Genomic DNA, 20,007 nt, shown 5'->3' on the forward strand with positions numbered 1-20,007 from the left:
CGCACCATAAACAAAGGAGAAAACGCATGTCTTTCTATACATCTTTATCCGGACTCAAAGCCTCGCAAACCGATCTGTCCACCATTTCCAACAATGTCTCCAACGCCGGATCAGTTGGTTTTAAGCGAAGCCGTGCGGTCTTTGGTGATCTGTTCGCAGCAGCACCGACACAGTCAACAAAAACTGTTGCCGGTCAGGGCGTCAGGTTGAATGGAATTACACAACAATTCTCGCAAGGTACTTTGGAATCAACCGGCAAAACCCTGGATGTCGCGATTGCTGGCGAAGGTTTTTTTGTCGTACGCGGCCAGCCCCCTCGTTCAGACGTAAGCTTCACGCGTAATGGTGTCTTTGGGATCAATGCCAACCGCGAAGTCATAGATACACTCGGTAGCAAGGTTCAGCTATTGCCTGTCGACGCGAACGGCAATGTAACTTCGACCGCAATTGGTAGCATGTTCGATTTTGAAGTTCCGGAGTTTGATCCTGCGGACCCGACTGCCGTACTTGCCAATGTCTCCATTGCAAAAAGTGGGCTTGTGACCGCAACCTTTGCCAATGGTAACACGCTGAATTTGGGTTCGATGGCGATGTCCTCTTTCACCAATGCAGAAGGCCTGCGTCCGATTGGCGATGCCCATTGGCAAGCCACTGGCGATAGCGGTGATCCGCAAATTAACGCCGCTGGTCAAGGACCGATGGGCGAAGTTCGGTCTGGTGTACTAGAACGCGCAAATATCGATCTTACAGAGGAGCTTGTCTCTCTTATCGGCGCACAGCGCAATTTCCAAGCCAATGCTCAAGCAATTGAAACAGCCAATACACTGACCCAAACCATCATCAACCTTCAGATCTGATAACGTCCAGGGAATTTGAGAATGGATAAAATGATCCATAATAGCCTGTCTGCAATGCAGGGCATAATGGCTCGGCAAACGGCTATTGCCAATAACATGGCTAATGCCGCGACGACTGGTTTTCGTGCCGAGATCGTCAACGCCAAGGCCAAACATATCAGCAGCGCGGAATTTAGAAGTCGGGCCCTCGCCTATGAACGCGTATTTACGGCTGATCTTAATTCGGCAGCGGTTACCAAAACCGGTCGCCCGCTTGATATCGCACTGGACGCAGATGCAATGTTGTCCGTCCAGAGCCGAGATGGAGAAGCCGCCTACACAAGACGTGGCGATCTACAACTGAGTGAAACCGGATTGGTCACAACCGGTGCCGGAGATCCGGTTCTGGGTGAAGCGGGGCCGCTTATTATTCCTCCTTCTGACAAAATCAGCATTGCGAAAGACGGTGGTGTCTGGGTTTTACCGCAGGGTGATATTGGTGGCGAGATGCAGCAAATCGACCGGTTAGCTCTGGTTTCCTTCAGTGGGAGCGATATCGTCAAAGGCCACGATAATCTGTTTCGGGTTCGAGATGGCGGTATCCTGCCCCAAGATGTCGACGCCAGTCTGACCACCGGATCGCTCGAAGGTTCAAACGTCAATATGACGGCTTCCCTGGTCGATATGATCGAAGCGAGCCGGGCGTGGGAAACGCAGGTCAAGCTGCTTTCTACCGCCAAGGACATCGACAGCAGCGGCGCCAGCCTGATGCAACTGCCCAATAATTAGAAAGGAACGGAACATGAGTAACGGAGCCCTGCAAGTCGCGCGTACCGGACTGGACGCGCAAAATGTAAAAATGCGCGTGATCGCCAACAATCTGGCAAACGTGAACACCAGCGGTTTCAAGCGGCAACGCGCCAGCTTTGAGACATTGGCTTATCAGCACAATATTACACCCGGCGCGCCTGTAGATGAGCAGAACCGATATGCCATTGGACTATCGCTTGGCACGGGTGTCGCAGTGCAAGGAACTGCACGGATCGAAACGCAAGGCACTTTGCAAACCACAGGCAATACGCTTGATATAGCTATCGAAGGCCCCGGATATTTTCAGGTGGAAATGCCGGACGGAGAAATTGGTTATACCAGAGCTGGTAATTTCAGCCGGACATCCGAAGGTATTATTGTAACCGCAGGCGGCCTTCCACTAATTCCCGAAATTCAGATTCCGGAAGATACGACAGGGATTACTATCGGAAGTAACGGGACTGTTTCTGGTGCCCTGCCCGGCGATACCGCAATTACTGAACTTGGTCAGATCGAAACAGTATCCTTCGTAAATCCGGCAGGCCTCAAACCCATTGGAGACAACCTGCTCATAGAAAGTGAAGCCAGCGGTGAACCTCAGGAAGGACCTGCTGGCGAAGAAGGTCGCGGAGGGCTGCGGGCGGGGTTTCTGGAGCAATCCAATGTCAATATCGTCGAAGAGCTCGTCGACATGATCGAAACGCAACGCGCTTATGAAGTGAACAGCAAAATGATCTCTGCCACCGACGAGATGCTGCAATTTGTGAACCAGCAATTATGAGCCCGTCTAAAATGAGAGGCTTTTCCATCATATTAGCCACCGCGGCGTTATCGGGTTGCTTTGCGACAACCGACGATGGGCCACGACCAGGCTTTTCACCAACCATTGCACCGTTGATGGCGACCACAACGCCAGGCAATGGTGCAATATTTCAGGCGGCAAATGGATATGCTGCATTGACTAGCGGTGCCCGCGCTTCACGAATTGGTGATGTGTTGACGATCCAGCTTGTGGAAAGGACATCGGCTATAAAAAGCAATAGCGCAGCAATGGATAGAGGCGGTGAATTTGGCCTTACCCCGCCAACAACCGGTCCGTTGTCATTCTTTGAATCGAGTGATGTAAATATGGGCGCGGATCAGTCGTTCTCTGGATCGGGACGGGCGGCACAAGCCAACAGCCTGTCCGGCGAAATCAGTGTCACAATTGCGGAAATCTATCCCAATGGCACCATGAAAGTGAAAGGCGAGAAATTGTTAAACCTGAATCGCGGCGAAGAATATATTCAGATGACGGGTATCGTTCGCGCGGCGGACATCAGCGCGGACAATCGCATATTATCTTCCCGGGTCGCCGATGCCAGAATTGCTTATTCCGGTTCGGGCGAAATCGCACGCGCGAGTAAACAAGGATGGTTGCAGAAATTCTTCTCCGCAATCTCACCTTTTTAGGCCGATATATGACCGTGAAATTTTCCCTCCTTTTCTCGTATGCACAATTGGTTTTCGGCATATTGATGGGCGCAGCTTTGTTATCGAGCGCACCGGCTAGTGCAACACGCATCAAAGACATTGGCGGTTTTGAAGGCCTGAGAACCAACCAATTAACGGGCTATGGCATTGTGGTCGGATTGGCCGGAACAGGTGATAACAGCTTGGAATATGCCACCCAAGGGATCAAAGGAACAGTTTCGAGATTTGGGCTCACACTACCGCCGGCGATCAATCCATCTTTAAAAAATGCGGCCGCTGTCATTGTCACGGCAGAGCTACCGCCGTTCGCGAAGCCAGGACAGAGAATCGATGTCACGGTTTCGGCACTAGGAAAAGCAAAGTCGCTGCGTGGTGGCACCCTTATCATGATGCCCTTACTTGGCGCTGATGGCCAAATCTATGCGATGGCTCAAGGAAATTTGGTGATTGGCGGATTAGGCGTTGATGCCAATGATGGTTCACGGACTTTAGTGAATACTCCAAGCGCCGGACGCATCCCGGGCGGCGCAACAGTTGAGCGTAGTGTGGCAACGGATTTCGCCGATGCTCCTTATCTGACGTTTAACTTGGCCGAGCCCGATCTCACAACGGCGCTGCGTGTTGCGGACGCCATTAATCGAAAAACGGCCGGTCAAATGGCCGAGGCGATCGACGCCGTCTCGATACAAATTCGCACCGAACCGGGCGCAGCACAGCGCATCATGCAAATGGGCCTGATCGAGAATATAGAGGTGCAACCGGCAAAAACGGCCGCACGCGTCATCGTCAATGCGCGTACCGGAACCGTGGTCATCAATGACATGGTACGTATCACTCCAGCAGCGGTCAGTCATGGAAAGCTGACGGTCAAAGTTCAGGAAAGCCCACTGGTCGTACAACCCGCACCATTTAGCCGCGGCGAAACCACCATAGAACCCGATAGTGAAATTGACGTCGAAGAAAAAGCCGCGCCCATGTTTACATTTGATCGCGGCGCTTCCCTTGCGGAAATTGTTGAAACCATAAACGCAGTCGGTGCGACGCCAGGAGATTTGGTGGCAATCCTGGAAGCCCTGAAACAGGCTGGTGCAATGAAGGCGGAGCTACTCATCCAATGACACAGATAACATCCTCTAACCGAATTAACTCTCGTCCCGATATCGCGATGGATCAGCAAAAGTTGAAACAGGCTGCTCAAGCGTTCGAAGCCATTTTTGTCCGCAACATGATCGGGGCCATGCGCTCGGCCAACCTTGGCGAGGATCTGATGGGTAATAATGGTTCTGATCAATTTCGCACGATGATGGACGATCGGATTGCCGACCAGATGGCAGAGCATGATGGTCTCGGGATAGCAGATATTCTGATCGCACAATGGAAGGATAAGATATGACGGATATGTACTCAATCGGCACTTCGGGCATTCGCGCTTACCAACGCGCCCTGTCCACGATTTCGGTCAATATCAGCAACGCCGAAAATCCCAATTATGTCCGCCGCAATTTGCGACTAGCTGAATTGACTTCCTCGGCTGGCATCAATCCCTATTTCATCCATCAAACCGGTTTTGGCGGTGTAGAAATTGGAGGTATATCGAGATCGACAGACCCGTTTCTGGAAGCCAATGTAAGGCTAACGGGTGCAGCCTTATATGGAGCCGAAACGCGTTTCCGGTGGATGAAGAACGCCGAGACCGCGCTTGGTGATACCGAACATGGCGTAGGCGCAAAATTCAATAAACTATTCGCCATCGCCGAAGAACTCGCCAGCGCACCGTTCAACAGTGTTTTGCGCAATCAGTTCATTAGCGAAATTGATGCCTCCGTCACAGCGATTAATCGCACCGCGAATGTTCTTGCAACATTGTCCGGTCAAATCAGCGGCGCGGCGGAACAGGAAGTTATCACGTTCAATGAAGCGATCGAAAATTTAGCAAAAACCAATCTGGCATTACGTATTGCAACCAACGGTTCGTCAAAACAGGCAGCTTTGTTGGACCAACGCGATGCGGCTCTCGCTGTGCTCAGCGAACGTGCGGATGTTACGATCAGTTTTGCAGACAAGGGTGTTGCCAATATCAGCTATGACGGCCAGTCATTAGTTGACGTCGGCCAAACCAACACGCTGTCAGTGATAAGCGGAGCCAGCGGCAATATCAGTTTGGCAGTTAACGGCATTTCGGTGACAGCACCATCGCGCGGTTCGCTCTCCGCGCTGCTATCGAGTGCGACGACAACAGTTCAGCGTCGCACTGAATTGGACAATCTGGCCAATCAATTTGCAGTCGACATTAACGCTTGGCAGGCGGCTGGAGAAACCAACGCAGGCGTAGCCGGTCCGCCGCTATTAAACGCGGCTGGCGGAGCCACCGCTTTGACGATGATAACGCGCGATCCTGCCGACCTTGCTCTAGCGACGGCGGGCGGCGCAACCAATGGCAATATCGCTAATTTTTCTGCTTTGCGCGGTTCGACCGGTGTTGAGCAGATTTGGACAAATATCGTCGGAGCGCAAGCCATAGTGACGGCTTCCGCGCAGAGCGAAAATGCTGCAGCAAAAGCACAATATGAAGCCGCCCGTGAAGCGCGCGACAGTCTTTCTTCGGTTGATCTCGACAGAGAAGCCGCTGATCTGCTGCGCTATCAGGAAGCGTATAACGCCTCTGCTCGCGTCATCCAGGTTGCCCGCGAAAACATGCAAAACATCCTCGCCCTATTCTAGATCCGGAAGGAATTTATGATGCAATCCGTAAATCGTAACCGCGCGCCCAGCGCAATCGTCCTGCAAAATGACCTGGCGCAGCTTATCGCCGATCGCCAACAACAAATCGCGACCAGACGCCGGTTAGAACGCGCTTCCGAAGATCCGGCAGCTTGGTCGCAAATTTCGAACGTTGCCAAGGTTCAATCTAGCATGGATGCGTGGTTGCGAAATATCGATCGAGGACTGTCAATCGCCGCGCAAGCTGATGGTGCCATGAAAGATATTAGCTCTCGACTCATCAGAGCCAAAGAGCTGCTGGTGCAGGCAAGCAGCGAGACGATTTCGCAAGCCGATCGCGACACCATAGCAGAAGAAATTGAAGGTATCGGTGACACAATTTCAGACCTATTGGGACAGGATAATGCCTTTGGGCGACCCTTGTTCAGCAATGGCATTCCAATCGAAATTCCCATTGATGACACTGCAGTGGTAACGGCCGCGCCATCCCAAACGGACTTTAATACACTGGCTCCGTTAGTGACCATCATAGCGGCTACAATCCGAACCGGCACAGCCGCTCAGCGCAGTGCATTGCTAACGCCGCTTGATACCGAAATATCTACCTTGGCCAATGTGATGGGTAAGCATGGCATACAGGGTGATAAACTCAAACAAGGCGCGGCACGCCTGGAAGATCGGAAAATTGATGTCAGCGAATATAGGACCACTCTTGAGGAAACTGATCTGACCCTGGCAATTACGGAAGTGCAAAAAATGCTGATTAGTCTGGAGGCTGCGCAGGCGGCCTATGCTCGGATTGAACAGTCAAGCCTGTTCGATCAGCTCCGCTAAAAGCTAAACAGACCCATCCGTTTTATGGACAGGAACGGATGACCCCGAAAGTGTAAATTCGCTCCAAATTTAAATGGCAGGAAACATCTATGTTCGCAGCGATTGGTATCGTCATCCTATTGGTCATGGTTTTCGGCATATTCACGCTTTCTGGCGGGAATATCAGCGCTGTGCTATATGCTCTTCCCATCGAAATGGGCATTATCGGCGGTGCTGCAATTGGCGGGTTGATTGTGGGTAACAACGCAGCCGGATTAAGGGATCTGTTCGGCGGAGTTACCAGCGTTTTCAAGGGGCCCAAATATTGCAAGGCCGACTTTCTCGATTGTATTTTTCTGATCTCGAAACTGATGAAAATATTGCGATCTGAAAGTCCGCTGGTCCTGGAGAAACATATTGAAGACCCCCATGGCTCGCTTATTTTCGCTGAATACCCAAAACTGCTCGCCGATGAAAAGCTGATCTCTTTGATCTGTGACACGCTCAGGCTGGTGGTGGTTTCTTCGGGTATAGTCGACCCTTATGCGGTCGAGGACATCATGGATAACAGCTTGAAAACCGTGCATAACGAGACAATCGCTCCGGCAGACAAACTCCAAAATCTTGCAGATACTTTGCCTGCATTAGGGATTGTCGCCGCCGTCTTGGGTGTTGTCAAAACCATGGGAGCGATTGACCAACCTCCCGAAATTTTAGGTACGATGATAGGGTCCGCATTGGTCGGCACGTTTCTGGGTGTGTTATTGTCTTATGGTTTCGTCGGTCCGATGGCAGGGCGCGCACGGCAGGTCGTCGAGAGCGACAACGCCATTTATCATATTGTCAAACAGGTGATCGTCGCGTCTCTGCATGGTCATCCGCAACCCATGGTTATCGAAGCGGCCAGATCTGGCCTGACACGCACAAACCAACCCGCCTTTGCCGATGTTTTTGATGGCATCCGCGGGAGTTAATCATGGCCCGTGGCAAAAATCTTGAAAAACCACGGCCCATCATAGTCAGAAAGGTGGTCGCGGAAACACCGCATCAGCGCTCTGCGGGAACTTGGAAAGTTGCCTATGCGGATTTCGTAACCGCCATGATGGCCTTCTTTCTTTTAATGTGGTTGCTCGCGGCAACCGATGACGAAGAGCGAAAAGCTTTGGCAGAATATTTTACGCCGACTTTGGTTCAAATGCGGGATCATAGTGCCGGTGCAGAAGGCCTGTTCGGTGGAGAATCGATTATATCTGACGAGAATTACCACAACCGCGCGATGCAAATGGGCGAGCGCTCTCTAAGCATCCCAAGACAGAGCAGCAAAGAGAATGAGGTCGGCTTCGGCATCACAAGACAACAGGATCGAGCCCAGTTTGCGGAAATAAAAGCTCGGATTGAGCAACAACTCAGAGAAAGTGATAATCTCAAAGAGTTGCATACAAATATCCGCTTCACCGAAACGCGAGAGGGGTTGCGCATCGAACTGATTGATGAAGCTGACTTTTCAATGTTTGACTTGGCAACGGACACTCTACGGCCCCGCGCCCGCCAACTGCTGAAAGAAGTCGCTGAGGCCATTAAACCGGCGCCGAACCCATTGATGATAAGAGGCCATACTGATGCCCTTCCCTTTTCCTCGGGGCGCACCATGAATAACTGGATGCTATCGACAGCGCGTGCAGAAGCCACCCGGAAGGAATTACAGCGAAACCAAATAGGCTCTGCCGCGTTTTTCAAAATAGAGGGCGTGGCCGATCGTGAGCCCTATACCCCTCATGATATTTATGATCCTCGCAACCGCAGAATTTCCATTACTTTGGGTTGGCAGACAGAAGTTAATCCAAATTGAGCATCAGCGACGCTCGCAATCCGCCTTCCTTCCGGTTTTCAAGTATCACATCACCGCCATGATCGCGAACGATCGCGCGTGCTAAGGTTAGCCCCAGACCCGATCCGCCCGTTGCTCGGTTGCGGGATATCTCTGCGCGGGCAAAGGGCTCAAACATGGCATCAATCTGCTCAACGGGGATCCCAGGGCCTTCATCATCAACATGAATTACCAGCTTATCACCGCTTTTATCCACAGTGATGGCGGCTTGCTTTCCATATTTTACGGCATTGCCGATCAGGTTTCGTAAAGCACGGCGGATCAAAGTCGCGCGAATGTTGGCCGTTATCCGGCCACTACGGGTAAAGGACACTTCCTCGCCCATATCAGTATATTCGTCGGCCACTGTTTCGATCAACGCGCTGATATCGGTTGGTTCCGTTCGCTCATCCGACCGTCCCAAACGCGCCAGCGACAAGATGTCATCCAGCGTCCGATCCATGTCATCAATGCCCGCGATCATCCGTTCGCGCTCATTGTCATCCTCAACACTTTCCACACGCACACGCAGCGCAGCTAGTGGCGTCCGCAGATCATGTCCAATCGCTCCGAGCATCACATCCTTTTCATCGAGCATCGAACCGACGCGGCCATTCATGGCATTAAAGGCTGCCATGAGTTGCCGGGTATCGGGAGGACCGCTCTCCACAACCGGCTCGCTTACGCCCGGTTTGAAATCCTGAGCTGCTTTGGTCAAAGCCTGCAACGGACGCGATATATGGCGCCCTAACCAGATTAAAGGGATCAACAAAATCAGATATATCACAGCAGTCTGAAACAATAATGTCCGCATCAGTCGCGGATTACGGTCGCGAATAGCCGAGGCAATGTTCAACCATTGGCCATCCGCTATTTGCGCTGACATTATGATATATCCATCGATAACGTTCGGTAGATTGCGATACCCCACAGCGCGCAATGTCTGCTGTCGTCCTCTGCCCCGCCCGATAACATTGTTGATCATATTGGAAGGTAGCTCATCCACCCGCGCGACCTCTACCGCCAAAACATTCACACCCATGTTTTCGAAGGCCAGCGCCGCGCGCCCTTCTAAGACAGGAAGTCGCTGTTGCGTCGAGCCAATCATAGTTTCTGCGGTGACGCTAGGACGGTTCCTGCGCCCCCGCCGGCTGCCATCACGCCGGGGCCGAGGCTCACGAAAGCCGCGTTCGTTTATCCGCTCAATTTCACCGGTAATGCGGCCGACAGCAGATACCGAAGATTCAATTATTTTCTGATTCTGAACACCACGATATAGCAATACCGTATTGATTCCCTGTGCGATAAGCAGAGTGACCGCAACCAGCATCAAAAGCTGGCCGATCAGGCTTTTAGGAAGCAATCGCGTCATAGCGTTTTGACGTCTCCCGCAAGAACATATCCGCCACCCCAGACAGTTTTGATGATTTCGGGATTTTTAGGGTCCGCCTCAATCTTGCGCCTCAAACGGCTGATCTGATTATCGACGGCGCGGTCAAAAGCATGCGCCTCTCGCCCCTGCGTTATGTCGAGCAATTGGTCGCGGTTGAGCACTTGTCCAGCACGCGAGAGCAAAGCCAGCAGCATCTGATATTCGCCGCTGGAAAGGGGAACGGCGACACCTTCACTATCCAGCAAGTTTCGCTGATCGGTTTTTAGCGTCCAGCCAGAAAACTGGTAGATTGAGCCGCTACCCGGCTTCACGCCATTACCGTTGTTAGTCCGACGCAAAACAACCTTGATCCGTGCGACCAATTCTCTTGGGCTAAACGGCTTGGTAACATAATCGTCCGCCCCGAGCTCCAGGCCAACGATCCGTTCCAGTTCCTCGCCTTTGGCACTGATGAAGATCACCGGTATTTCGGTCTTTTCGCGAACGTGCCGGCAAAAGCTTAAGCCATCCTCACCGGGCATCATGATATCCAATAATATGATATCAAAATTAAACGCGTTCATCACCGAACGCGCTTGGCTGGCATCACTTGCCTGTTGGACACGATAGCCCTGTTTGGTAAGATATTCGGCCAATGGCTCGCGCAAGGACGCCTCGTCATCGACCAAAAGGATATGCGATTGTCCTGACATTTGGCTTACCTAGCATGGGTTTAGCAAAAAGGAACGGATCACCGGGCTGTTACGGGAGGGAGATTGCCGGTGACCCGTTCACAAAAAGAGTGGTTCAGGGATTAACCGCCTCTTTTATTCCGTTCACCGCGGCGCTCTTCACGGGCGGCTTTCCGTTCTTCTGCGGTCACTGTGCCATCTCCATTGGCATCGGCTTTTTCAAAGCGGGCCATTGCTGCGGTCTCAAATTCAGCTTTGCTGATCATTTGATCACCATTGGTATCGGCGCGTTTCATCATGCCGCCGCGCTTGCCTTTGCCGCCGCGTTTGCCCATGCCTTTACCACCACGCTTGCCGCGCATGCTCTGCATTTCTTCCTGGCTCAAATTGCCGTCGCCATTGACGTCGGCTTTGGCAAAGCGTTCGGCTTTACGGTTAGCGCGATATGCTTCCATCTCGGCTTGCGACACGCCGCCATCGCCATTGGTATCCATTTCGGAAAAACGCTGTGTTTTGCGGGCTTCACGATCCGCTTGCGAAATCTGTCCGTCCTGATTGACGTCCATTTTTGTCCAGCGCTCTTCCATCGCAGCCGTCATTTCAGCGCGAGTGATCTGATTGTCATTATTGGCATCAGCTCGCATCCAGCCTTTTCCGCCACCACCACCGGGGGCTGCAATGGCAACACCGCCTGCAATCAGAAGGGCCGCTGCACTCGAAAATAAAATTGTCTTTTTCATAATATTCATCCTTATCTACTCATTCAGGGAGGCGGCTTTTTGTTCCCGCCATGAATATGTTTCTAAGGGTGATATGTCCCCCAAGTTTGTCAGAACAGGATAAAATTGTCGCAAATTGTATCAGTTGCAGCAAACCGTTCATTTGATTGACAGTTTGCCGGGATGGCTCGACCATCATGACCTTTTCTTGCTTCCGCTTTTGACGCTTTCCTACAAGCTTGCCGCTATGATATTATATGGCTCGCTCTTTTTCTCCCTTGAATATCAAAAGGCTTTCGCCTGCAACAAATGGTGCATTTTTTGGTCGATTCTGTGTATAAGCTGTATAATCTCGTTTAGATTCAGAGCCCAATATCTGAATAATTTACACCAAAACTATTATATTCTGATGCCTTTCAAATAATTTCTAATTCAAAATCGTATCTGTGCTGATCAGTTCGATATCGTGCATCATGTCGAGATAGGCTTCGAAATAAGGTTTGTGCGAAGCACCGACTACCGAGAGAACGCGGCCCCCCGGAACTGTAGCTCCTGCCGCGACGACATTCGACACCATCCTAAGGTTTCTAACCTGATACCAGCTGTTGTAAGCGCGCCCAAATTGCGCGCCTTCGCTGTCGTTCATGGCCTTGCGAAAGTCGTTATTAATCGCTTGGCGTTGGGTCTCCGGGCTGTTGTAAAAGCGATAGGCTGCCAGAATGTCGCCAGCGACAATATCATTCTCCGCTTGTACGTAGCCATCCTTAGATGACGGATCGTTTGTGTCCCAAATCTCGCGCATACGTGCCCATAACGCTAGGCCATGCGGTTTCAGTACCAGATCCGAACTGTGATCGTCGGCGGTGAACACTCTCTCCAGACCTAATCGTGCGGCAAGTCGCGCCGCGATCTGCGTGCTCTCGTTCATTGATGTCGCTCGATTTTCAAGATATGCGACCGACGCCATTCCAAGACCGTCTCCGGAACGCCGCTCAGCCTGGTCAAGCTGCCACCACTGGACTAACGCAGAGTAAGGCTCACCTGCGGCGAGGAAGGCAGCCGCCAAACTTCTCCGTTCGGCAGGTGCAGGTGTGCTGGGCCAGTCTCCCAAAAGCGCGCGAACGCGTGCTGCTGCTTCAGCTGCATTCATAGCAGATTCGGCGCGAAATGGAGCGACATCTGTACAGTAGCTGTCCAGAGCAGCGGCATATTCGGACGGGTATGCCCTCATCATTTCGCAAGTCTCGCCTGGGACGCCCTCGATAGTAATGGCTTGTGGATTGTACACGGCTAGGCGGTCGAGCAGCGAATCAATATGTCGCGGTTCGACGTTGTCAAAGGCGGCAAGATGTGCAGTTCCAAGCACCATCACCTGTGTTGGTTCCACAATGAGCGCCTCATCAACGCCGCGCAGATTGATAGCGGGCATTTGCGCATATATTGGGACTGCCCAAGCCGTCGCGATCAACGAAATCACTAACGCCAAATATTTCACAGATTAAGTCCTCTTGCTATAAGCATGATTGATGGCTGAACTTACCGAGCGAAAACGCGGCTGTAAATGACCGCAATTGGGGTCGGAAAGAGACAGACGGCTTTTGTATCGTTGATGTCAGCCATAGCGGCCATCGGCATAGCAAAAAATGCCTCGCCAAATTGCTCCCGCGATACACCGGAATGCGTTACTGGCGATTACCGATGGCCAGACGCTTCACGGCAGCGCCTTGTTCAAAGCTCATGACTGGTCCAATGTCTATTTTACCTAGGCTGTAACCAATCGGGCTTGCGGATCGAATAGACTTGACACCCTGGAGACCAAGGAGACATCATGCCACAAACGACGCGTCCTATCGCAATCTTTGTATCAACCCTGCTGATACTCACCGTTATTTCACAGCTGGTTTACACCGCGACCCTGAGCGGTGTGGGGATTATCGAAGGCTGGCCGCTGCGATCGACGATCTGGACCGCCGAAATTCTGCTATTTAGCGCCATTGCGATCACTTCTCTTGTTGGCCTGGTCCGCTCCTCTGATATGCAGCTGGGCTGGTCTGCACTGATGGTGGCGGGGTTGATGAATATGGTCCAGTCGGGCATCGGACTGTCCATGTTTCTGCCGGCTACCAACGCTGGTGAAGAATTTGCACCCCTCATGGGCACCGTGCTCGCCGGATCGTTTCTGTTCTATTATCTGGCCAAGGTCGTGCTTGGACTGACCGCCGTCTTTTTCGGGCTGGCGCTGTTTCGGGGTATAGACACCATTGGCCGCGCCCTCGGCCTCGTCAGTTTGATTACCGGACTGATCGCGATTGTCCTGAATATTGCTGCGGTACGTTCGGGACTGGGCGCCGTACCGCTGGCCGGAGCAAGCGGAGCCATTGCGACGTTTTTTGCCGGCTGTGCGGTCTGGTATGCCCGCGAAAATCCGGCCACCTTGTCAAACGACAGTTAGTCCGACGTCGACATTGCCGCGCGTAGCGTTTGAGTAGGGGCAAACCTCATGCGCCGCGTGAACCAGTCGCTCGGCATCGGCCCGGTCCACGCCCGGCATTGCGATCTGCAGATCAGCCGTAATGCCGTAACCGCCTGCATCACGCGGGCCAAAGCCAATGGTTGCTGTTACCGTCGCATCGTCCGGGACTTTGACCGATTCCTTGCCCGAGACAGCTTTCATTGCGCCAAGAAAGCAGGCCGAATAACCGGCGGCGAAAAGCTTTTCCGGATTGGCGCCGACACCGCCCGGCCCACCCATTTCTTTCGGCACGACCAGTTTGACATCGACAGACCCGTCATCGGACTTTGCCGACCCATCTCGTCCGCCCGTGGCGGTAGCGCTGGTTTTGTAGATCACATTCACAGACATCAGCTTTTCCTTTCAGGCAATAATGATGGTGGGCATCTTAACTGCTGCGCCATCCGAGTCCACCCGGGTGTCTTGCCTGGTTACGTTCAGCCGACCGTTTTGTCATCCCAAGCGATCTGTCACACTAGCTCAACAGATCAAACTCCCCCGCTTCAAACGCTTCGGCCAATTTGAACTTCTGAATCTTTCCGGAGCCGGTGAGCGGCCATTCCGAGACACTGATCCAGTAGGCTGGCGTTTTCTGCGGCGATAAACGTTCTCGGATGAAGGCTTTGAGATCATCAGCCTGCAATATCTGGCCGGAACCGTTACGGAAAAAGCAGGCAACCTGCTCGCCCCATTTGTCATCGGGGATGCCTACAACTGCGACCTCGTCAATTGCGTCATGCTCCAGCATGACGTTTTCAATCTCGGCCGGGAACAAATTTTCGCCGCCACGAATGATCATCTCTTTAACACGTCCGGTGATCTTCACGTAGCCGCGTGCATCCATGCGTCCCAGGTCGCCGGTATGCAGCCAGCCTTCGCTGTCAATGGCAGCAGCGGTAGCCTCGGGATTATCGTTATAGCCCAGCATCACGCTATATGCTCGCGCGCAAATCTCACCTTGCTCCCCAACCGGGAGAACGCCGTTGGTTTGCGAGTCGCGGATGGAAATCTCGGTATGGGCCGCCGGCTGGCCGATAGTCTGGGTCAGGTCCTCGTCTGAATCCTCATACCAGGCCTGCGTCAGCACCGGCGATGTCTCTGTCTGTCCATAAACGATCTGGATCGGTGCGCCGAACACGTCCTTGGCATCGCGGCACAGCTGGGGCGCGACCATAGCTCCCCCAGACATGATCCGCCGCGTCGATGATACGTCCTGACCGGATCGGCGGACTTCGTCGATTAGGGCAACCAGCATTGTGGGTACGCCCAAGATGAACTTGGCGCGTTCGCTTTCGATGACATTCGCAATCATGACTGGATCAAACATCGGGGCGAGCAACATGGTGCCACATCGACCAAAGCCGCCCAGCACCAGAATTGCGCAGCCCGTCGTATGAAAAAGCGGCATGGTGTGAATGAAAATATCACCTTGCTCCATTCCGCCCCGGGCCATCGTATCAACACCGTTGCGGACCAGGCCATTGTGATGAAGCACCGCGCCTTTCGGGAAGCCGGTCGTGCCGGACGTATATTGCAGCTGCACCGCGTCCTGAGGCTTGGGATTGCGCAACGCGCCTTCCTCTTCACCGGCGTAAAGCGCGTCATGGTCGCTTAGCAATATGCGGTGCTTGATAGCAGGAATTTCATCGCATACGGCATCTGCAATATCCTGCATCGGGTTACCCCGAAAATCGGCAACATAGTAAATCGCTTCGGATCGCGACTGTTCCAGAACATATTTGAGTTCGCGTTTCTGATAAGCTGGATCGACCGTCACCAGAGTGATTCCCGCCAGACCGCAAGCCAGCTCCAGCAGTACCCACTCCGGCACGTTATTGGCATAGACTGCGACCCGGGTCCCCTCAGCATGGCGACTGGCCAGCGCACGGGCGAGCCGCTCTGAATCGGCCAGCAGCTCCGCGTAAGTCCAACAGCGGGCAATAGCGCCATCATAGGTCAATTCTTTAAGGGCAGCTTGGTCCGGCGCAATTTTGGCCGATTGGCGCAGCATATCGCCAATTGTTATCGGCGAAGGTTCAGGCCCGCCCTGCGCTGGAAAATAGGATTCGGTTAGCGCGACGTCATACATAGGCTGCCTCCTGATTATACTTCAGGCTAACTGCTGTGGAGAAGCATGTCTAGCGCAAGCCCGAGACTTGTTCTTGACGACCATCATGACATTTTGGGCTATTGGTAAAGTGGAGCGGGTGAAGGGATTTGGTTATTATAGTCCTTTTAGAAGGCAGTGGTTTAGCAAGATATCTCACATATTTTCCAATGTCCGCTTTTGCGCGGTGGTTTCAACTGATCGTCGCAACACTTTAATCTTTAGATTTGAATGCTGACCAGTCTCAGCGGATAAAGTACCCAACTGCCTTCCAAGTGCTTCCTTCTTGTATGAGCACAAGTGTCTCTATAGCCCCACGTTTATTCGCAAAGTCCGACTGAAATTCGATTAGTTCGTACTCACCATCAGGAGCGCCCGGCAGCGAGGTCGCTTTTGTGACCTTGAGGATCGAACGAGATAGCAGGGTTCCCAAAGGATCACGAACTGACAATATCTTCGAGGACCAATCTTTTTCCGAGATCTTTGAGCGGAAAAAAGAACCTGCGGTGTGCCAGCTTTCTCCCCACTTTTGATCGTCAACTAGCATCAACCATTCCTTGCCGGATGCAATGCTAGCGGCTTGGGATACATCAATGTTTGTCATAGTTTTTTGATCTGTGGAATCTACAGACGTTTCGCCACTAGACATAAAAATGGCAGCTGCAACAATTACTGACAACACGGGCATTCCTCCTCCAAGCCAAGCTAGAATAAAGACCAGTTTGCGGTTTTTGGCGGGCTTTTCATTTCTATGAGCATCAGTTCCGGTATCAGATACCCCCATTTTCTTGGCCACAAAAATATTGGGGTCTGCATACTCTGCGAGAGCCAAGATACGGGCAGCCTCTCGGCTGCTTGTAACACTCAATTTCCTTCGAGCATCACGTAATCGATCATTAATGGTGTACACCGAAAGATTAAACTCACGAGCGATGGACTTTGCGTCATGGCCAACAAGAAGAAGCCGCAACGTCTCTTTCTCCTTTTCTGTCAGTGCACCAATATCGTTTCGCATTCTCATGATTCCCAATTCACAGAGCTTTTTTATTCTAGGTAAGGATGAATATCCACCTTGCTTTTGTTTTACGAAATGACTGTGGTTTGTGGCATTCGTTAGTATCGTCGCGGACCAACTAAAATCTAGTATCCGTTTACTCCTGCGACGATCAATTGAAATCGCAGGATAAAGCGGATATCGGTGGACTGATTCACCGGGCTTTTTCGCGAGATTATAACGCACTTTTGTCATCTCGCTAACCTCAATAGGCGCAAGACTAAACAATATGCTTTGTTTTAATAACTTGGAGCGGGTGAAGGGAAGTGGTTACTATAGTCCGTTGCAGAAAACATTGGTTTAATGCAGCCTTTAACATATTTGCCAATGTCCGCCCTAGGCGCAAAAGCGGACATTAGAAATCGGGCTAGTTAAGAAACAGTCTCCGTAATCTGCTTAATTTGATAGTGTTTGGGGATACGTAGACCTCCCTCAGCGATCTCAGCCTGCAATTCATCTGAAAAACAGATTAGCCACTCGCGAAATGCTCGTTCCCGCCACAGGTGGGCACTGCCAAATGTAGCCTTGGCAAGAGCTAATCCGGTGACGCCCTTTTTTGATTGCTCAAGACTGTAATAATTGGGGTAACTTGGACCGTGATTACGAATTGACTCTCGTTTGCTTTTCTCCGGCAAAAAGCTGTCAAAATATTGCCCGATAAACAGAGTATAATAAGAACTAGGGTAAACTTTGTTCCTTGGCATTCTAACTTCTATGGAAGAAAACTCATGCTCGCCCGGTTCCAGCCGTTCAATTATCGTCTTTAGCGCCTCATCCACCGCCAAAATGCGACCATTTAACATGATAAGGGATCCGAGTGATTTATAGCCTTTTTCGGTCACAAAAGACCGTGGCGGTTCATGAGCCTCGATCGGACAAAAAGGTGGCTTACCAACGCCCGATACCATCCCACGCTCGCTTATGAATTTTTGTGCAACATAGTATGAGTATGCTCCTGGTCCATTTCCCATACCGTCATCGAACAGCGCCTTCTGCTCCTCAGACATTTTCTCCTTGTAATAGGCCTTCAGGCGATCGCCCCACTCATCGTCGTCAGAATCGATATGCGCCTCGAAGTTGCCCATCGGAAAAAACTCACCAAAACCCGAAGGTAAACTCATTCCCCAAACCATCACCCAATCTCCCGCATCTCTGAGTTATAAGCCTGCCCAATCCTAACGTCCGCTTTCGTGATAAAACAAGTATTCGTTAAAAGATGCTATTTTATAACGATACAAACTCGTGCTACCAAGCATAGGGAAAAGTTACTTTTTTTCACAAAGGGAATCGAACCCTCATATTTTATCTTTTTATTTGAATGGATTAAGGATTTCGTGGAGCGGGTGAAGGGAATCGAACCCTCGTCGTAAGCTTGGAAGGCTTCTGCTCTACCATTGAGCTACACCCGCCTATTTCCAAGCGCCGCTATTGCCATCGTGATCGCGGCGCGTCAATCAGGAAACGGTGCTAGATGCTTTTGTTTTTACGGCCGGAGCGGCAAACCATTCTGCAACCGATGTTTTCTCGGCCTCGGTCATATGCAGGCCAAGCTTGGACCGGCGCCACAGGACATCTTCTGCTGTCGTCGCAAATTCATGAGCCATCAGCCAGTGGAGTTCAATCTCGTAAAGACCCGCCCCGAAATGACGGCCTAAAGCGGCGGCATCGCTGACCTCGTCAAGCATCTTAGCGACATCAGTGCCATAGGCTCGTACTAACCGGGCCATCACCTCTTTATCGATAAAAGTCCAGCGCTTGCAATATTCCGCGACCAAATCGTCAAAACCGTCTGCCGAAAAATCACCGCCGGGCAAAACCGTGTCCTTGGTCCAGTCGTCCGTCTCTACATGCAAAGCCGCCTTGAGTGTCTTCATCGCCTGTCGCGCAAGAACTCGATAGGTGGTTATCTTCCCGCCAAAAACCGACAACACTGGCGCGCCATCGTCATCATTATAGTCGAATACATAATCCCGCGTTACGGTTGAGGCGGATTGGCTCTGGTCGTCAAATAGCGGCCGTACGCCGGAATAGGTCCATTGAACATCGTCTCGGCTCACGGGATCGGCAAAATATTCGCTCGCCGCGGCGCAGAGATAATCGATTTCGCTATCGCTGATCTTTGCAGGACCTTCATCATAGCTCCACGGTTGATCAGTGGTGCCAATCAACGTGTGGTTGCCTTCGTAAGGAATGGCAAAGATGATCCGGCCATCCTTGTTCTGGAAAATATAGCTGTGGTCGCCTTTAAATTTGCGGGCGATGACAATGTGGCTACCTTTGACAAGGCGCAGTTTCGCCGCGTTGCTGCTCTGATCATAAAGCGCTGTTACCGGGTCGACCCAAGGGCCAGCTGCATTGATCAGAACTTTGGCTTTCTCTTTCACTTCGCCGTATTGCCCATGTAATTGCAAGGACCAATGGTCGGCGCTTCGCTCAATCCCAACACATTCCGTTTGTATCCGGATATCTGCACCACGTTCCTTGGCATCGCGCGCGGTCAGCGACACAAGCCGTGCATCCTCGACCCAGCAATCGGAGTAAGCAAAGCCTTTTTTCAAACGCTTTTGAAGAGGTTCCCCACGCGAATCCTCAAGTAAGTTAAGGCTCTTCGTACCTGGCAATAACGATCGCGATCCCAGATGATCATAGAGAAACAGCCCAAGCCTCAAGAACCAAGCCGGGCGCATCCCTTTATCCACAGGCAAAACAAAGCGCATCGGCCAGATGATATGCGGCGCATTGCGCAGCAGCACTTCGCGCTCCTGCAATGCTTTGCGAACCAGACTAAACTCATAATGTTCGAGATAGCGCAGCCCGCCATGGACTAACTTGGTGCTGGCTGATGAAGTATGGGCCGCAAGGTCGTCGCGCTCCACCAGTAAGACTTTCAGTCCCCTGCCCACTGCATCCCTTGCGATACCGACGCCATTTATGCCGCCACCAATGATTGCCAGATCATACATCAGCCGCCTCATATAGCTTCTAGCCAGATGTTCAATGTTGCAGTGCAATATATTTTGTAAACATTGGT

Annotated in this window: 21 protein-coding genes and 1 tRNA gene; 12 read left to right on the forward strand and 10 right to left on the reverse strand. The window is 51.9% G+C overall.

All coding sequences use genetic code 11. The annotated features are described in order from the left end of the window. The first annotated feature begins 26 nt into the window (after positions 1 to 26). The 10 genes from J4G78_RS02545 to J4G78_RS02590 all read left to right on the forward strand — a co-directional run bounded on the left by J4G78_RS02545 (position 27) and on the right by J4G78_RS02590 (position 8,502). Positions 27 to 857 carry a flagellar hook-basal body complex protein gene (locus J4G78_RS02545; protein ID WP_207988315.1) on the forward strand — a complete coding sequence of 277 codons (831 nt, stop codon included), beginning with the start codon at positions 27 to 29 and terminating at the stop codon, positions 855 to 857. A gap of 21 nt (positions 858 to 878) precedes the next feature. Beyond that, positions 879 to 1,625, forward strand: coding sequence for a flagellar basal-body rod protein FlgF (locus J4G78_RS02550; protein ID WP_207988316.1), 747 nt, complete (start codon positions 879 to 881; stop codon positions 1,623 to 1,625). 13 nt (positions 1,626 to 1,638) lie between these two features. Continuing rightward, the gene (flgG, locus tag J4G78_RS02555; RefSeq protein WP_207988317.1) at positions 1,639 to 2,427 is read left to right on the forward strand and encodes a flagellar basal-body rod protein FlgG; all 789 of its coding nucleotides are present in this window, start codon (positions 1,639 to 1,641) and stop codon (positions 2,425 to 2,427) included. An 11-nt stretch (positions 2,428 to 2,438) separates the two neighbouring features. After that, positions 2,439 to 3,098 (forward strand): flagellar basal body L-ring protein FlgH, encoded by a 660-nt coding sequence (locus tag J4G78_RS02560; RefSeq protein WP_207988318.1) that lies wholly within the window; start codon positions 2,439 to 2,441, stop codon positions 3,096 to 3,098. 8 nt (positions 3,099 to 3,106) lie between these two features. Then, positions 3,107 to 4,237, forward strand: a complete 1,131-nt coding sequence (locus J4G78_RS02565; RefSeq protein WP_375140348.1) for a flagellar basal body P-ring protein FlgI — start codon at positions 3,107 to 3,109, stop codon at positions 4,235 to 4,237. Next, positions 4,234 to 4,512, forward strand: a complete 279-nt coding sequence (locus J4G78_RS02570; RefSeq protein ID WP_207988319.1) for a rod-binding protein — start codon at positions 4,234 to 4,236, stop codon at positions 4,510 to 4,512. The genes J4G78_RS02565 and J4G78_RS02570 overlap by 4 nt, the downstream gene beginning before the upstream one ends. Further along, positions 4,509 to 5,840 (forward strand): flagellar hook-associated protein FlgK, encoded by a 1,332-nt coding sequence (gene flgK, locus J4G78_RS02575; RefSeq protein WP_207988320.1) that lies wholly within the window; start codon positions 4,509 to 4,511, stop codon positions 5,838 to 5,840. Before J4G78_RS02570 ends, flgK begins: the two co-directional genes overlap by 4 nt. A 15-nt stretch (positions 5,841 to 5,855) precedes the next feature. After that, positions 5,856 to 6,674, forward strand: coding sequence for a flagellin (locus tag J4G78_RS02580; protein WP_207988321.1), 819 nt, complete (start codon positions 5,856 to 5,858; stop codon positions 6,672 to 6,674). 89 nt (positions 6,675 to 6,763) lie between these two features. Beyond that, positions 6,764 to 7,627 carry a flagellar motor stator protein MotA gene (motA, locus tag J4G78_RS02585; RefSeq protein WP_207988322.1) on the forward strand — a complete coding sequence of 288 codons (864 nt, stop codon included), beginning with the start codon at positions 6,764 to 6,766 and terminating at the stop codon, positions 7,625 to 7,627. A gap of 2 nt (positions 7,628 to 7,629) precedes the next feature. Further along, the gene (locus J4G78_RS02590) at positions 7,630 to 8,502 is read left to right on the forward strand and encodes a flagellar motor protein MotB (protein WP_207988323.1); all 873 of its coding nucleotides are present in this window, start codon (positions 7,630 to 7,632) and stop codon (positions 8,500 to 8,502) included. Here the strand turns inward: J4G78_RS02590 and J4G78_RS02595 are convergent. The 4 genes from J4G78_RS02595 to J4G78_RS02610 form a co-directional block, all read right to left on the reverse strand. Then, complete coding sequence (locus J4G78_RS02595; protein ID WP_207988324.1) at positions 8,489 to 9,892, reverse strand: HAMP domain-containing sensor histidine kinase; 1,404 nt, start codon at positions 9,890 to 9,892, stop codon at positions 8,489 to 8,491. The two genes, J4G78_RS02590 and J4G78_RS02595, sit on opposite strands and share 14 nt — an antisense overlap. After that, positions 9,889 to 10,605 carry a response regulator gene (locus J4G78_RS02600; RefSeq protein ID WP_207988325.1) on the reverse strand — a complete coding sequence of 239 codons (717 nt, stop codon included), beginning with the start codon at positions 10,603 to 10,605 and terminating at the stop codon, positions 9,889 to 9,891. The genes J4G78_RS02595 and J4G78_RS02600 overlap by 4 nt, the downstream gene beginning before the upstream one ends. Positions 10,606 to 10,706: 101 nt before the next feature. Beyond that, the gene (locus J4G78_RS02605; RefSeq protein ID WP_207988326.1) at positions 10,707 to 11,324 is read right to left on the reverse strand and encodes a CREC-EF hand family protein; all 618 of its coding nucleotides are present in this window, start codon (positions 11,322 to 11,324) and stop codon (positions 10,707 to 10,709) included. Between the two features lie 406 nt (positions 11,325 to 11,730). Further along, on the reverse strand, positions 11,731 to 12,798 hold the full coding sequence (locus J4G78_RS02610) for a DUF5694 domain-containing protein (RefSeq protein WP_207988327.1): 1,068 nt from the start codon (positions 12,796 to 12,798) through the stop codon (positions 11,731 to 11,733). 148 nt (positions 12,799 to 12,946) lie between these two features. On the opposite strand from J4G78_RS02610, the gene J4G78_RS18250 reads away from it, so the two are divergent. Together J4G78_RS18250 and J4G78_RS02615 are read left to right on the forward strand one after the other, a co-directional pair. Beyond that, positions 12,947 to 13,069 carry a hypothetical protein gene (locus J4G78_RS18250; RefSeq protein WP_259371347.1) on the forward strand — a complete coding sequence of 41 codons (123 nt, stop codon included), beginning with the start codon at positions 12,947 to 12,949 and terminating at the stop codon, positions 13,067 to 13,069. Positions 13,070 to 13,131: 62 nt separating this feature from the next. Continuing rightward, entirely contained in the window at positions 13,132 to 13,755 is a 624-nt protein-coding gene (locus tag J4G78_RS02615) for a hypothetical protein (protein ID WP_207988328.1), read from the forward strand. Here J4G78_RS02615 and J4G78_RS02620 read toward each other — a convergent pair. The 6 genes from J4G78_RS02620 to glpD form a co-directional block, all read right to left on the reverse strand. Then, on the reverse strand, positions 13,741 to 14,166 hold the full coding sequence (locus tag J4G78_RS02620; protein WP_207988329.1) for an organic hydroperoxide resistance protein: 426 nt from the start codon (positions 14,164 to 14,166) through the stop codon (positions 13,741 to 13,743). The two genes, J4G78_RS02615 and J4G78_RS02620, sit on opposite strands and share 15 nt — an antisense overlap. A 124-nt stretch (positions 14,167 to 14,290) precedes the next feature. Next, positions 14,291 to 15,904, reverse strand: coding sequence for a class I adenylate-forming enzyme family protein (locus tag J4G78_RS02625; protein WP_207988330.1), 1,614 nt, complete (start codon positions 15,902 to 15,904; stop codon positions 14,291 to 14,293). Between the two features lie 262 nt (positions 15,905 to 16,166). Beyond that, positions 16,167 to 16,937 (reverse strand): helix-turn-helix domain-containing protein, encoded by a 771-nt coding sequence (locus tag J4G78_RS02630; protein WP_207988331.1) that lies wholly within the window; start codon positions 16,935 to 16,937, stop codon positions 16,167 to 16,169. A 410-nt stretch (positions 16,938 to 17,347) separates the two neighbouring features. Beyond that, a complete protein-coding gene (locus tag J4G78_RS02635) occupies positions 17,348 to 18,109 on the reverse strand; it encodes an imm11 family protein (protein WP_207988332.1) in 762 nt (253 codons plus the stop codon). A gap of 202 nt (positions 18,110 to 18,311) precedes the next feature. Then, a tRNA-Gly gene (locus J4G78_RS02640) sits at positions 18,312 to 18,385 on the reverse strand. Positions 18,386 to 18,430: 45 nt separating this feature from the next. Continuing rightward, positions 18,431 to 19,939 (reverse strand): glycerol-3-phosphate dehydrogenase, encoded by a 1,509-nt coding sequence (gene glpD, locus J4G78_RS02645; RefSeq protein WP_243457191.1) that lies wholly within the window; start codon positions 19,937 to 19,939, stop codon positions 18,431 to 18,433. Positions 19,940 to 20,007: the final 68 nt, after the last annotated feature.

It is taken from the genome of Parasphingorhabdus cellanae (genome assembly GCF_017498565.1).
In the GTDB taxonomy this organism is placed as follows: Bacteria; Pseudomonadota; Alphaproteobacteria; order Sphingomonadales; family Sphingomonadaceae; genus Parasphingorhabdus; species Parasphingorhabdus cellanae.

Coding starts and splice junctions, on each gene's coding strand:
- J4G78_RS02545 (WP_207988315.1), top strand. CDS start 27: ATGTCTTTCTATACATCTTTATCCGGACTCAAAGCCTCGCAAACCGAT.
- J4G78_RS02550 (WP_207988316.1), top strand. CDS start 879: ATGGATAAAATGATCCATAATAGCCTGTCTGCAATGCAGGGCATAATG.
- flgG (WP_207988317.1), top strand. CDS start 1,639: ATGAGTAACGGAGCCCTGCAAGTCGCGCGTACCGGACTGGACGCGCAA.
- J4G78_RS02560 (WP_207988318.1), top strand. CDS start 2,439: ATGAGAGGCTTTTCCATCATATTAGCCACCGCGGCGTTATCGGGTTGC.
- J4G78_RS02565 (WP_375140348.1), top strand. CDS start 3,107: ATGACCGTGAAATTTTCCCTCCTTTTCTCGTATGCACAATTGGTTTTC.
- J4G78_RS02570 (WP_207988319.1), top strand. CDS start 4,234: ATGACACAGATAACATCCTCTAACCGAATTAACTCTCGTCCCGATATC.
- flgK (WP_207988320.1), top strand. CDS start 4,509: ATGACGGATATGTACTCAATCGGCACTTCGGGCATTCGCGCTTACCAA.
- J4G78_RS02580 (WP_207988321.1), top strand. CDS start 5,856: ATGATGCAATCCGTAAATCGTAACCGCGCGCCCAGCGCAATCGTCCTG.
- motA (WP_207988322.1), top strand. CDS start 6,764: ATGTTCGCAGCGATTGGTATCGTCATCCTATTGGTCATGGTTTTCGGC.
- J4G78_RS02590 (WP_207988323.1), top strand. CDS start 7,630: ATGGCCCGTGGCAAAAATCTTGAAAAACCACGGCCCATCATAGTCAGA.
- J4G78_RS02595 (WP_207988324.1), bottom strand. CDS start 9,892: ATGACGCGATTGCTTCCTAAAAGCCTGATCGGCCAGCTTTTGATGCTG.
- J4G78_RS02600 (WP_207988325.1), bottom strand. CDS start 10,605: ATGTCAGGACAATCGCATATCCTTTTGGTCGATGACGAGGCGTCCTTG.
- J4G78_RS02605 (WP_207988326.1), bottom strand. CDS start 11,324: ATGAAAAAGACAATTTTATTTTCGAGTGCAGCGGCCCTTCTGATTGCA.
- J4G78_RS18250 (WP_259371347.1), top strand. CDS start 12,947: ATGCCTCGCCAAATTGCTCCCGCGATACACCGGAATGCGTTACTGGCG.
- J4G78_RS02615 (WP_207988328.1), top strand. CDS start 13,132: ATGCCACAAACGACGCGTCCTATCGCAATCTTTGTATCAACCCTGCTG.
- J4G78_RS02620 (WP_207988329.1), bottom strand. CDS start 14,166: ATGTCTGTGAATGTGATCTACAAAACCAGCGCTACCGCCACGGGCGGA.
- J4G78_RS02625 (WP_207988330.1), bottom strand. CDS start 15,904: ATGTATGACGTCGCGCTAACCGAATCCTATTTTCCAGCGCAGGGCGGG.
- J4G78_RS02630 (WP_207988331.1), bottom strand. CDS start 16,937: ATGCGAAACGATATTGGTGCACTGACAGAAAAGGAGAAAGAGACGTTG.
- J4G78_RS02635 (WP_207988332.1), bottom strand. CDS start 18,109: ATGGTTTGGGGAATGAGTTTACCTTCGGGTTTTGGTGAGTTTTTTCCG.
- glpD (WP_243457191.1), bottom strand. CDS start 19,939: ATGTATGATCTGGCAATCATTGGTGGCGGCATAAATGGCGTCGGTATC.